This is a genomic window from Nocardia sp. NPDC056000 (assembly GCF_042269265.1).
Lineage (GTDB): Bacteria > Actinomycetota > Actinomycetes > Mycobacteriales > Mycobacteriaceae > Nocardia.
In genome coordinates this window covers 122,222-135,415 of the sequence record NZ_JBHJXS010000004.1, presented here as the reverse complement: position 1 = coordinate 135,415, position 13,194 = coordinate 122,222, and the positions used below count along the sequence as shown (strand labels likewise).

General features: G+C 64.5%; 11 protein-coding genes. 8 read left to right on the top strand and 3 right to left on the bottom strand.

Translation table 11 applies throughout. The features are described 5' to 3' along the window. Positions 1–37: 37 nt before the first annotated feature. The 3 genes from ACFC4D_RS12655 to ACFC4D_RS12645 all read left to right on the top strand — a co-directional run bounded on the left by ACFC4D_RS12655 (position 38) and on the right by ACFC4D_RS12645 (position 3,009). Positions 38–1,261 (top strand): acyl-CoA dehydrogenase family protein, encoded by a 1,224-nt coding sequence (locus tag ACFC4D_RS12655; protein ID WP_376062853.1) that lies wholly within the window; start codon positions 38–40, stop codon positions 1,259–1,261. A gap of 42 nt (positions 1,262–1,303) precedes the next feature. Beyond that, positions 1,304–2,305 (top strand): NADP-dependent oxidoreductase, encoded by a 1,002-nt coding sequence (locus ACFC4D_RS12650; RefSeq protein WP_376062852.1) that lies wholly within the window; start codon positions 1,304–1,306, stop codon positions 2,303–2,305. Between the two features lie 92 nt (positions 2,306–2,397). Next, positions 2,398–3,009 (top strand): TetR/AcrR family transcriptional regulator, encoded by a 612-nt coding sequence (locus ACFC4D_RS12645; RefSeq protein ID WP_375957122.1) that lies wholly within the window; start codon positions 2,398–2,400, stop codon positions 3,007–3,009. A 9-nt stretch (positions 3,010–3,018) separates the two neighbouring features. On the opposite strand, the gene ACFC4D_RS12640 is transcribed toward ACFC4D_RS12645, so the two are convergent. After that, positions 3,019–3,807, bottom strand: coding sequence for a PIG-L deacetylase family protein (locus tag ACFC4D_RS12640; protein WP_376062851.1), 789 nt, complete (start codon positions 3,805–3,807; stop codon positions 3,019–3,021). Positions 3,808–3,959: 152 nt separating this feature from the next. Between ACFC4D_RS12640 and ACFC4D_RS12635 the strand changes: the two genes are divergently transcribed. Further along, positions 3,960–5,810: an ABC transporter ATP-binding protein/permease gene (locus ACFC4D_RS12635; RefSeq protein WP_376062850.1), complete on the top strand. Its 1,851-nt coding sequence runs from the start codon at positions 3,960–3,962 to the stop codon at positions 5,808–5,810. Positions 5,811–5,912: 102 nt separating this feature from the next. Here the strand turns inward: ACFC4D_RS12635 and ACFC4D_RS12630 are convergent, their stop codons facing one another. Continuing rightward, entirely contained in the window at positions 5,913–7,064 is a 1,152-nt protein-coding gene (locus ACFC4D_RS12630; protein WP_376062849.1) for an epoxide hydrolase family protein, read from the bottom strand. A gap of 115 nt (positions 7,065–7,179) precedes the next feature. Next, positions 7,180–9,696 (bottom strand): arylsulfatase, encoded by a 2,517-nt coding sequence (locus ACFC4D_RS12625; RefSeq protein ID WP_376062848.1) that lies wholly within the window; start codon positions 9,694–9,696, stop codon positions 7,180–7,182. A gap of 281 nt (positions 9,697–9,977) precedes the next feature. On the opposite strand from ACFC4D_RS12625, the gene ACFC4D_RS12620 reads away from it, so the two are divergent. From ACFC4D_RS12620 to ACFC4D_RS12605, 4 genes are all read left to right on the top strand, one after another. Beyond that, positions 9,978–10,445, top strand: a complete 468-nt coding sequence (locus ACFC4D_RS12620) for a hypothetical protein (protein ID WP_376062847.1) — start codon at positions 9,978–9,980, stop codon at positions 10,443–10,445. 90 nt (positions 10,446–10,535) lie between these two features. Then, positions 10,536–10,775: a hypothetical protein gene (locus ACFC4D_RS12615; RefSeq protein ID WP_375957107.1), complete on the top strand. Its 240-nt coding sequence runs from the start codon at positions 10,536–10,538 to the stop codon at positions 10,773–10,775. Positions 10,776–10,953: 178 nt separating this feature from the next. Next, on the top strand, positions 10,954–12,348 hold the full coding sequence (locus tag ACFC4D_RS12610; protein ID WP_376062846.1) for a DUF1254 domain-containing protein: 1,395 nt from the start codon (positions 10,954–10,956) through the stop codon (positions 12,346–12,348). A gap of 126 nt (positions 12,349–12,474) precedes the next feature. Continuing rightward, the gene (locus tag ACFC4D_RS12605) at positions 12,475–13,158 is read left to right on the top strand and encodes an MBL fold metallo-hydrolase (protein WP_376062845.1); all 684 of its coding nucleotides are present in this window, start codon (positions 12,475–12,477) and stop codon (positions 13,156–13,158) included. Positions 13,159–13,194: the final 36 nt, after the last annotated feature.

Below are 13,194 nucleotides of genomic sequence, written 5' to 3'. Positions count from 1 at the left end.
GCATGTGCCGCAACATAAACGACGATCAGGAGTAGCGATGTTCGAACTCTCGGGCAAGGCCCTGCGGTACCGGGACGATCTGCTCGCCTTCATGGATGAGCACGTCTATCCGGCCGAGCCGATCTTCGAAGCGCAGATGATCGAATCCGGTGACCCGCACTTTCAACCGCCGATCCTCGAGGAGCTCAAGACCGAGGCGCGCAAGCGCGGGCTGTGGAATCTGTTCCATCCGCATCCCGAACTCGGTGCGGGGCTGACCAATTCCGAGTACGCACCGCTGGCCGAGATCATGGGCCGCAGTGCGCATCTCGCGCCCGAGGCCACCAATTGCAGTGCGCCGGACACCGGCAATATGGAGGTGCTGACGCTGTTCGGCACCGAGGAGCATAAGCGCGAATGGCTCGCTCCCCTGCTCGCCGGGGATATCCGCTCGGCCTTCGCCATGACCGAGCCCGCGGTCGCGAGCTCCGATGCCACCAACATCCAGTTGCGAATGGATCGTGACGGCGACGAGTACGTGCTCAATGGCCGTAAGTGGTGGACCTCCAACGCATTACACCGCAATTGCAAGGTGCTCATCGTGATGGGCAAGACCGACCTCGAGGCGGCGACCCATCGCCAGCAGTCCATGATGGTGGTCCCCATCGATACCCCCGGGGTGACCGTGGTGCGCGGGCTGACCGTGTTCGGCTACCAGGACCGCGAAGGGCACGCCGAAGTCATCTTCGACAACGTCCGGGTGCCCACCACGGCGCTGCTGGCCGGGGAAGGCGACGGGTTCATGATCAGCCAGGCCCGTCTGGGCCCGGGCCGCATCCACCACTGCATGCGGGCCATCGGCATGGCCGAGCGGGCGCTGGATCTGATGATCGATCGGGCCCAGTCCCGCACGACTTTCGGTGCGCCGGTGGCGGATCGGGCCAATATCCAGGACTGGATCGCCGAATCCCGCATCGAGATCGAAATGGTCCGGCTGCTCACGCTCAAGGCGGCGTATCTGATGGACACCGTCGGAAACAAGAACGCGCGCACCGAGATCGCTGCCATCAAGGTCGCTGCGCCGGAGATGGCGCTCAAGGTGATCGACCGGGCTATTCAGGTGCACGGCGGTGGTGGCGTGTCCGGGGATTTCCCGCTGGCCGCCATGTACGCGCACGTGCGCACGCTGCGGTTGGCCGACGGTCCGGACGAGGTACACAAGCGCACCATCGCCCAGCGTGAACTGCGCCGTCGCGATCCGTCCTGGGGACGGAAAGGCTGAGACGCCCCAAGTGAATTCGACCTATTCGAGAAGGAGGACCGCATGACGAAGACCCAGCAGGTGCTGCTGGCCGAACGGCCGACCGGGCTGACCACCGCGGACACCTGGAACGTGGTGACCACCGAACTCCCCGCCCTGGAGGCGGGCCAGATTCTGGTGAAGATCAACTTCATCTCCCTGGATCCGGCCATGCGCGGCTGGCTCAACGATGTGCGCTCGTACCTGCCGCCCGTCGGTATCGGTGAGGTGATGCGCGCGCTCGATATCGCCACGGTCATCGAGTCCGCGCATCCGGACTACGCGGTCGGCGATACCGTCAGCGGCACCTTCGGTGTCACCGAGTACGCGGTCAGCGACGGCCGAGGCGTGCAGAAGGTCGACCTGAACGTAGCGTCGGGCCCCACCTGGCTGGGCACGCTCGGAATGCCTGGTATGACAGCGTATTTCGGCCTGCTCGAGGTCGGGAAGCTGAAAGAGGGCGACGTCGTGCTGGTGTCGGCGGCCGCGGGTGCGGTCGGTAGCATCGCCGGGCAGATCGCGAAAGCCAAGGGCGCCACGGTGATCGGTATCGCGGGCGGTGCCGAGAAATGCCGAATGCTCACCGAGGAACTGGGTTTCGACGCCGCCATCGACTATCGCGCGGGAAATGTGCTGCGGCAGATACGCGAAGCCGCCCCCAAGGGCATCGACATCTACTTCGACAATGTCGGCGGTGAGATCCTCGACGCCGCACTGGCCAACCTGCGCCGCGGCGCACGCGTGGTGCTGTGCGGGGCGATCTCGGCCTACAACGAGGAGAAGCCGCCGCCGGGACCCTCGCGCTATATGTCCCTGCTGGTCTTCCGCGCGTCCATGATCGGATTCGTGGTCTTCGACTATGCCGACCGGTATGCCGAAGCCGGTGCGCAACTGGCGCAGTGGATCGCCGAGGGCCGCATCAAGAGCCGCGAACACGTCGTCGAGGGCGGTATCGCCCAGTTCGGTGACACCCTGAACATGCTGTTCAGCGGCGCGAACACCGGCAAGCTCGTCTTGGCGCTCTGAACGCGGAGCGTCCCCCGCCTACCATGCCGGGGGACGCTCCCCAGCACATGCCTGCTGACATGTCATGGTCCGACCGATGGGAGACTGGCCAGGTGACCGAACCAGCCGACCGCTCACGCGCGGACGACACTCGCGCCCGGCTGATCGATGCCGCCGTCATCGCCTTCGCCGAACGCGGCTTCCACGGCTCCACCACCCGCGACGTCACCTCCATCGCGGGCCTGAGCACCGCCGCCATCTACGTGCATCACCGCTCCAAAGAGGAACTCCTCTACCAGATTTCGCGCGTCGGCCACCAGGACACCCTCGAACGCGTCCAATCCGCCATCGCCTCCTCCCCCGACCCCACCGAACAACTCATCACCCTGATGCGCGACTTCGCCATCCACCACGCCCGCGCCCACACCGTCGCCCGCGTCATCAACTACGAACTCGCCGCGCTGTCCCCCGAGCATCAGCGCGAGATCAAAGACATCCGCCACACCATCGACACCGAAGTCCGCACCCTCATCGAACGCGGCGTCACCGACGGCTCCTTCGACAACCCCAACCCCCACATGGCCGCCGTAGCCATCCTGTCCCTAGGCATCGACATCGCCCGCTGGTACCACGACAACGGCCCCTGGACCCCCGAAGACCTCGGCGACTACTACGTCGACCTGGCCTTGCGCATCGTCGGTGCGCGCCATCCCGACAAGAGGTAAATCCCGGCGTCAGTGCGGGCCGGGGCGGGCGAAGATGTCATCGAGAGGACCGGCTGGGCCGGGGCGCAGACCTTCCTCGGCAAACCATTCCCAGCGGAACAGCTTTGCCCGCAGGGGCGCGGGAACGCGGCGCACGAAACCGGCGATGGTGGCGAAACGGCTCTGACCCTCGAGGATCGATCGGTGTTCGGCCAAGGCCGTCATTCGTTGCGTTGTGAACGCTCCGACATCGATGCGGTGGGTGATCTCCGCGCGGGCGGTATAACCGTCGCGGATAGCGGTGGCGTCATACCCGAGCCAACCGGCCGGAGCGGTCAGCCCCCGCAGTAGCTCCCGTGGCATGGTCGCGTTCAGCACTCGTGCGACGCCCGCCGATTTCGCTGCCAGCGCCCCGACCTCATGGACACGAACATGATCGCGGTGCCCGTACCCGCCGTTGCGGTCATAACTCAGCAGCATGTCCGGACGCTCCTCGGCGAGGATGGACGCCAGGCGTTGCGCCGCTGCACCGACATCCGCTCGGACGAACATCGTCCGACCCGGCGGGTTGGGATACAGCACCGGGCCGTGCCCGCTGTCCGCGTATCCGAGGTGCTCAACTCTGGAAACGCCGAGAACCTTTGCGCTGGCCTGCAATTCCAGTAGCCGTGGCGCGACGGGGCCATCGAACTGCCGGTGCCCATCGGTGGCGACCACGATGACCGTGCGGTGCCCCGCCCGGGCCAATTTCGCCAGAGTCCCTCCCGTCAGAGTGATCTCGTCATCGGGATGAGCATGCAGAGCCACGACTGTCGCCATGCCGCCCAGTATTCCGGCGGTGTGATCAGACGGCACCCCGTTCCGGGTTCGGCTGGATTTGCGCAGGTAGCGGCTATTGTTGGCTGTCGCTCACCTCAGCGAGCGGATTTTCGACTGCCTTGGGATATGCCCGGATGTGATCGGAGGCCGCTGTGAACGCGTCGCGCGACTGGAGCGACGAGATGGTCACGTCGGCGCAGTGGCTGCTGATCACGGTCGCGATCACGGCGGTCGTATTCCTGGTGGTCGCGGCGTTGCTGCTGCGGATGACGCAGTGGGGCAGGCATTTTCGCGCGGTGACGGGTGCGTACTTCACCGGCTCTGAGGCGGTGCGCACTCTCCCGTTCATCGGGGTGCTGCTGTTGAGTGCGGTGTTGTCGGTGCGGGTGAAGGTGCTGTTGTCCTATCAGGGCAACGATATGTTCTCGTCTCTGCAAGACGCGGCCGCGGCCATCGGCGGCGGAGACGGCGGTGCGCTCGACGCCGCCGAACACGCGTTCTGGCATTCGCTGATGGTGTTCGCTGTCCTCGCGGTGATCGAGGTGGTGCGCACTCAGCTGGACTTCTATCTCGGTCAGATATTCGAGATCGGCTGGCGTGACTGGTTGACCGAGCGCATGAGCGGGGCATGGATCGATCATCAGGCGTACTACCGGGGGCGATTCATCGACGCGCCCATCGACAACCCCGATCAGCGTATTCAGCAGGATGTCGGGGACATGATCTCCGGGGCGCGCTCACTCTCGCTGGGGGCGGTCACCGCGGTGGTGTCAGTGGTGTCGTTCACCCGAATCCTGTGGGATCTGTCCCAACCGCTGAGCATCGCCGGGCTCGAAATTCCCAGGGCCATGGTGTTTCTCGTCTTTGCATACGTGATCGTCGCGACAACGATCGCCTTCCGCATCGGCCGCCCGCTGATCCAACTCGGCTTCGACTATCAAGCCGCGACAGCGAACTTCCGCTACGCGCTGGTCCGGTTGCGCGACAATGCCGAGCGGGTCGCGTTCTACCGTGGCGAGGAGTCCGAAAGGCATTCCCTGCGCGCACTTTTCGCCGAGGTGCTGCGCATCTATCGCCGTCTGGTGTACTTCACCACCCGCTTCATCGGCTGGAATCAGGCCGCCACCGAAACGGCCTCGGTCCTGCCATGGCTCCTGCAAGCCTCCCAATTCTTCTCCGGCAAGCTGACTCTCGGCGATGTCCAGCAAACAGGTACGGCATTCGGGCAGATCCAGAGCTCACTGTCCTTCTTCCGCAACAGCTACAGCAGTTTCGCATCGTTCCGCGCGACACTGCTCCGGCTCGAAGGTCTGCTCGACGCGGATGAGCGATCGCGTGAGTTGCCCCGGATCGAAGCGCGAGCGTTGGAGCGCTCGGTGGAACTGAGCGCGGTGCACGTCTACCGACCCGACGGCGAGATTCTGGTCCAGGATCTGAACCTGCTGCTGACCGCAGGCGACGCGGTGGTGGTGCGCGGACTCTCCGGCACCGGCAAGACGACGCTCTTACGCGCACTCGCCGAAATGTGGCCTTACACAACCGGTATCGTCGGCAAACCGGAAACCCCCGGCACGCTGTTCATCTCCCAGCTGCCCTATCTGCCGCTGGGTGATCTGCGCACGGCCATCACCTATCCCGCCCCACCAGGCGGTGCCACGGACGCCGAGTTGCGCTCCGCGCTCACCCAAGTGCAACTCGGTCATCTCACCGATCGTCTGGACGAAAGTGCCGACTGGGCGAACATTCTCTCGACCGGTGAACAACAGCGCCTGGCCTTCGCTCGCATCCTCCTGATCCGCCCGAACGCCGCATTCCTGGACGAGGCGACCTCCGCAGTGGACGAGGGCCTGGAATTCGCCCTCTACACCCTGATCCGCACCGAACTCCCCGACCTCATCCTCATCAGCACCGCCCACCGCCGCACCGTCGACCAACACCACACCGCCACCCTCGAACTCACCCGCGGCGGCGAATGGTCGTACCGAGCCACGTCCACGACATGATCCGCACCGGCCTCCGAGCCACACGTCCACTCGGAGGCTGGTGCAAATCCTCAGTCCGGCAGCAGCTTTCACACAATCCGCCCGTTCGGTTCGGTGGTGATGTCAGTTGCGGAGTTGCCGGAAGAAGGCGCGAATGTCGTCGACGAACAGGTCGGTGACTTCGAACGCCGGGAAGTGGCCGCCTTCGGCGTGGTCGCGGAAGAAGGCGACGCTGTCACCGGCACCCAGGACCTTGCGAACGAAAGCGTCGCTGTAGAACAGGGATTGGCCTTGCGGCACCGCCGAGGTATCGCCCCAGCCCGGGTTGGTCGCGTGGGCTAGTTCCCAATAAAAGTCAGCTGCCGCGGGGCCGGTGCGGGTGAACCAGTAGAGGCTAGCGGTGATCAGGACGTTGTCGCGGCTGATCGGGGTTGCGGGGTTGGCCCACTCGACGAATTTCTCCGCGATCCATGCCAATTGCAGGATCGGGGAGTCGGCCAGACCCGCCGACAGGGCGTTGGGTTCGGTCTGATGCAGGACTTTGTAGCCCTTCATCTGCGACCAGGTGTATTGCGCGTGTTCGAGTTGTTTCTGTTCGTCGGGATCCAGACCGGCGGGCACCGGCAAGTCCTCCCCCACCATGCCGACCTGCAACCGGTCACCGTGGGTGTGCGCGCCGATCACCCGGTCCGGCAGCAGCGTCGCCACCCGGCCGGTCACCCCGGCACCGAGGTCGCCGCCCTCGACGCCGAACCTGTCGTAACCGAGCCGGGTCATGAGCTCGCCGAACGCGAGCGCGGTCCGTTCCATGTTCCAGCCGCGCGCTGAGAGCGGACTGGAGAAGGCGAACCCGGGCAGTGACGGTATGACGAGATGGAACGCGTCGGCCGGGTCGCCGCCGTGAGCGCGCGGATCGGTCAACGGCCCGCTGGCGGCGAGGAATTCGACGAACGAGGTCGGATAGCTGTGGTTGAGCAGTAGCGGCGTCGCGTTCGGCGCGGGCGAGCGCAGATGCAGGAAGTGGATCCGCTGCCCGTCGATCTCGGTGAGAAAGTGCGGGTAGCGATTCAACTCGGCTTCGTGCGCGCGCCAATCGAACCCGTCGGCCCAGTAGGCGGCCAGCTCGCCCAGATAGTCCGGGGCGATGCCATGGTCCCAGTCCGCGCCGGTGCCGGGCACGGGGTGTGGGGAGCGGGTGCGGGCCAGTCGGTCACGCAGATCATCGAGCTCAACCTGCGGAATATCGATCCGGAAGGGAATGATGTCAGCGCTCATGCGAATCAATCTAGAATTCGCGCAGGTCCGAATCTGTCCTAGTTCGCCGCACCGCGATCGTGTCGCCCACCACACCACCCGAGCCGAGGAACTCACCGATGGTGACGCAGGAGGGTCACTCGGTGCTCATGGCCGCAGCAGCTTCCTTCTGCAGATCGGCGTAGGACTCCTTACCGGTGTAGATGGTCACCTCGGCGATGGTGCCGCCGGTGAAGGTGCCGGGGTGCTGATACTGCTGGGAGACGTTGTCGCCGCTGTCGCGTCCGACGCACAGACCGTCACCGGCGAGGGTGAACTTGCCGACCTGCGCGCGCATCGGGCCGTTGCCGACGGGCTGGCCGTCGATGTACAGCGTTGTGCTGCCGGTGGATTCGCCGTTGGCGCCTTTGCCTTGGAGGTTGAATTCCATGCCGACGACGTGTTTGCCCGGTGTCAGCGGTTGCGAGGAGACGAAATCCTGTTCCGGGGCGATGCCGAGGAAGTTGTAGACGTAGTGCAGTGCACCATCTTTGACGAACAGGGTGTGGCCGCCGAATCGTGAACCGTGGGCGAAGATCACCCCTTGCGCGTCGGGGCCGAGGTCGACGTCGGCGAGGATCTTGTAGGACTTGCCGCGGATGTTGACCGCGACACCTTCGGGCACCGCGGCGGTATCGGGGTAGTAGACGTATTTGTCGCGCGGAGGCTCGGACTGCGGTCGTTCGTTGCCGAGCTGTTCTACGGCGGTGCGGTCGTCCAGGGGCAGCACGTAATTGTCTGCTGCCTCCGAGTTCCACAGCGCGATAAGCTCTTTGAGCTTGTCGGGGTTGTCCTTGGCGAGATCCTTGGACTCGGAGCGGTCCTCGTCGACGTGGTAGAGCTCCCAGTTGTCGTCGTTGAAATGACCCTTGTCCGAGAGCGCGGCGTGCACCGAGGAGGCTTTCCAGCCGTCCTGCCAGATGCCGCGGGTGCCGAGCATGGCGTAGTACTGGCGTTCCTTCTTGGTCTTCGCGTTCGGGTCGTCGAAGGTGTAGCGCATCGAAACACCGTTGAGCGGATACTGTTTGACGCCGCGGTACTCCTCGGGCATCTGCACGCCGGTGACGTCGTAGATGGTGGCGACGATATCGGTGCAGTGGTGATACTGGTGGCGCAGTTCGCCCTTGGCTTTGATGCCCTTGGGCCAGGAGATGATCAGCGGATCGCACGTGCCGCCGGAGAACTGGGCGTACCGCTTGAACATCTGGAACGGTGCGGAGAAGGCCGCGGCCCAACCGGTCGGGTAGTGGTTGTAGGTCGCCGGTGTGCCCAGCACGTCGATGTACTGCATGTTCTCGTCCAGGGAGTCGGGATAGCCGTTGAAGAATTTGTTCTCGTTGACCGATCCGTTCGGGGAGCCCTCACCGGAGGCGCCGTTGTCGGCGGCGTAGATGACGACGGTGTTGTCGCGTTGGCCGGTCTGTTCGAGGAAGTCGATGATCCGTCCGACCTGGGCGTCAGTGTATTCGGAGAAACCGGCGAAGACCTCGGCCATGCGCGAGAACAATCGCTTCTGGTCGGGGCTGAGCGTATTCCAGGGCAGGACCTGATCGTCATGGACCGCAACGTCTTTGGGTAGCGGGTTGAGCGGGGTGAGCTGGGTGTCCTTGGGCATGATGCCCTTATCGATCATTCGCTGCAGAACCCAGGTGCGGTACGCCTCATAGCCGTCGTCGAACTGACCCTTGTACTTCTCGGCGTACTCGGTGGGACTGTGATGCGGTGCATGATTGGCGCCGGGACAGAACCACATGTACCAGGGCTTGGACGGATTCGATGACCGTTGATCGCGGATCATCTTGATGGCGTTGTCCGCCAAGTCTTTCGACAGGTGGTAGCCCTGTTCGGGGGTCTGCGGCGGCTCGATGAACCGGTTGTCCTCCACCAGGTCCGGATACCAGTTGTTGGTTTCACCGCCGAGGAAGCCGTAGTAGCGGTCGAAGCCCTTCGCCAGCGGCCATTCCGATTTCGCGCCGCCGGAGGAGACGTCCTCCTCGGGCACATTATGGTTCTTGCCGACCCAGAAGGTGGAGTAGCCGTTGTCCTGCAGAATCTGTCCCACGGTCGCGCACTGCGCGGGCAGCCGACCGGCCGCGCCGGGAAAACCGTTGGTGCCCTCGGTGATTGCGGCGAAGCGGTTCACGTGGTGGTTGCGACCGGTGAGCATGGTGGAGCGGGTGGGCGAACACAGCGCGGTGGTGTGCCACTGGGTGTAGGTCAGGCCGTTATCGGCCAGCTTCTGCAGGGTGGGCATATTGATGCGGCCGCCGTAGGGCGACCAGGAGGCCAAACCGGTGTCGTCGAAGAGCACGACCAGCACGTTGGGTGCGCCCTCGGGTGCCTTCTTGACCTCGAACGGGGTCCAGTCCGGTTTCGAGTCTCGGATGTCGAGTTCGATATCGCCGTTGAAGCCGTCGTTGATGCCGGTGCCGTATCCGGGCGGACCGTCCTTCTTGTCGCTGCCGCACGCCGCGGCCAGGGGGAGCGCGGCCATTCCGGCGCCCGCCGCGGCCAGACCGCTCAGAATCGAGCGCCGCGACAACTTCCCCTTCGATGTCGGCTGACTGGAATCGGATCCCGCGGGCGAACTCTGCTCGTCATCGATCGGCTCCATAGGGTGCAGACTAAGCAGTCTGTTTCGGATTCGATCTTCAAATGGAGTGCACTGCGACCCAACTGTTTCCGAACCTTAGCAAATGCACAGAGATCGACCAACGTGCCTTTTGAGCTAACCAAGGTAACAAAACAGCCACATGAAGCAACTTTGTAGCTAATGAACTTTGGTGCCGATAGGGTGCCAGAGGTACCCGTTTCCGCGAAACAGCCCACGGTTCGCGCGTCAGCGAACCGAGGACCTGCGATGTCGGTATCCCATCGCTCGACGCGAGGAGCACCATGAAGGCTTTCGTACGCATCGCCGTCGTCTCCGCTTCCGCACTGATTCCCCTGACGGCCGGAATGGCTACCGTGCACTCCGAGCCCGGTGACGCGCCACGAACGTGCGCGGTCCCGGCCGATATGAGTGGCAAGTTCATGATCATGTATGGCAGTACCCCGGCCATGCCCGGCACCCCACCCGGCCATTCGATGACCATGGTGCGCTTCACTTCTGCAGATCAGTTGCAGTACCGGATCGCCAGCAGCACCACCTGGCAGGACACCAGTTACACCATGCGCAGTCCCGAGCCCGGCGTAGCGATCATCGACGGGATGCAGCCCGCGGAGGCCGGACCCATCAGCTACTCGGTCACCCTGCGTTGCCGCACCGACGAGGCCGGCGACTACAGCCTGTCGGCTCCGGGCGCACCCACGCCCGACTCGGACAGCGTCGCGTTCTATCGCTTCACCAATGGTCCGCAGTAGCCCTGCGTCAGGCACTCACCGTTCACGAAACCTCCAGTGCCGCACCGCGATGGGCGCTGGCCACGGTGTTCGATTCGAAGGAGTTACGAGATGTTCGCAGTCATCGCCCGCTCGGCAATTGTCGCCGCGATAGCCGTCCCGCTCGTCGCGCTCACCGCACCGACCGCGTTCGCCGACGAACCGGCCACCCCGACTCCGGACCAGACCTCTACCTCGACTGTGATCGACCCCCTGCGCAGGAATGCGGACGCGCCGTACATTTGGATCTCCTTCTGCGTCCACATCCCGACACCGGGTTCAGCCACCCTAGACTGGTGCTGGACGATCTGAGCCGCCGCTCACTCGCCGTGCGATGCACTGCCCGTTGACCTTTCGGCTCATCCGGACCGCGGCCGGTCGGGGCCCAGCCGATGAACCTCACCCGTTACGGGTGAAGTGGGTGGAATGCGCCGGTCATAGGTTTGCGCTCGTTGCTGTCGACGATCACTGCGCGAGAGGCGGTCAGTAGATGAGCTACCCGAGCCCGGCCCCGACGGACGCGACCGATGTTCCGGGGGTTCCTGCCGGAACGGTATTCACCCCCGAATTCGCGCGACTGGTCGCCGCCGATATCTACGTGTGGGGATGGCCGATCGTCAATGCCTTCCATCGGCGTGCGTCCTTCGCCGCGGCACCCGAGCCCGGGCTCATCGGCGGGGTGCTGCCCGCGGCGCCGACCGGATACGTATCGATGCTGAGCAGATACATCGACCCGTCTCAACGATGGGTCGCGCACCCGAACCAGGATGTGGTGTACGGCTTCGGGTACGGCGCGGTCGATCAAGACCCGGTGGTGCTGCAGGTGCCCGACTTCGGTGAACGGTTCTGGGTGTACTCCCTCTACGACGCCCGCAGCGACGAATTCTCCGCACTGGGACAGCAATACGGGACCGCACCCGGTCGCTACCTGGTCATCGGACCGAACTGGGACGGCCGCGTCCCCGAGGGCATCACCGCGGTCCTGCGGTGCCCGACCGAACTCGTCGCCATGGGACCGCGGGTGTTCCTCGATGACACCGATGCCGACCGCGACGCCATCCAGGCCACCCTCGATCGGATCGTGATCTACCCGCTCTCGACCTACACCGGTGACGATCGGACCGTCGACTGGCGCAATACCCCGCACTTCCCCGCCGCCGCTTCCTCCCACGGTGAGACCAGGTGGGTCGATCCCGAGACATTCTTCGACGAACTGGGCGACATTCTGGACCGCGTGCCGCCACTGCCAGGCGAGGAGTCCCGCTACGCGATGATGCGCGCACTGCTGGCCGCTGCCGCCACTGACGCGGAACTGGCCGCCGCACTTAAAGACGCGGCGATCGACACCGAATCCCGCATCGTCGCACCGCTTTTCGATTTCCGCACCAATGGTCAACGCCTGCCGGGCAATTGGAACACCCCACCGCAGTGTGCCCGTTGGGGATTCGACTACCTGACCCGCACCGCCACCGCCAAATCCAACATGTACGTCAACCAGCCCGAGGAAACCCGCTACTTCTTCGGCGAAGAAGACAGCGCGAATCAGCGGCTACACGGCGACAACGACTACACCCTCACCTTCGCGCTCGGACAACAACCACCGGTCGACGGCTTCTGGTCCCTGACCCTCTACAACCCCGAACACTTCTTCGCCCCCAACGACCTGGCCCGCTACTCACTGGGCACCAAGAACAAGACCATGCGCACCGACCCCGACGGCACCCTGACGCTCTACATCCAACACGATTCCCCCGGCCCAGACCTCGAATCGAACTGGCTCCCCGCACCCCGCACCGAGTTCGAGCTCACCATCCGCACCTACTGGCCCAAACCCGAAGTGAACAAAGGTGATTGGACCCCACCACCGGTCCACCGAACCAACTGACCCTGGGCCGCCAAACCACTGCGATCGACACCTGTGAACAACCCACCCTGAACCCGTGCGGTGACGTTTTCTGCCCACAGCAGCACGGCTGGGAACGTGCGGTCCATCCTCGGTAGTGTCCGCTACATGGAGATCGTTTCTATCTTGCCGCAGCTCACAGCATTCCGGTTTTCCCAGGTGAACGACCTCAATGTCTACGTGTGGAACGACAACGGCGTACTGACCCTGATCGACACCGGCCTGCCCGGATCGGCGAGCGATATCGAAAAAGGGCTTCGTTCTTTGGGATTCACCCCCGAGCAGGTCCGGCGGGCGATCCTCACCCACGCCCACGACGATCACATCGGCTCCGCAGGCGATATCGCCGAATGGGGAGCCGAAATCTGGGTGCACCACGCCGACGCCGACATCGTGCGCGGCGAACGCCCCCAGCCCGCTCCAGTCCTGCGCGACTGGGAACTTCCGATCGCCGAGGCTCTCGAACCGGGCCCGCAACCGCGCCCGGCCCCCGTACACCGCGAACTGAACGCCGGCGACGTACTCGATTTCGGCGGCGGCGCAGAGGTTCTCACCGTTCCCGGCCATACCGAGGGCAGCCTCGCCCTACACCTGCCGACCCACCGCACCCTCTTCACCGGCGACACAGTCGCCAATGTCCACGGCATCAGCATGCCGGGCGTGTTCAACCTCGACAGCGCCGCCGTCGAAGCCGCCGCCCGTACGCTGGCCGAACTCGATGTCGACGTCGTCTGCGTCGGCCACGGCACCGAGCTCACCGGTACGGCCCTGCGCACCTGGCAAGGCCGCTAACCAGGCCGCTGACACAACTCGCCCTTCGGCAGATTC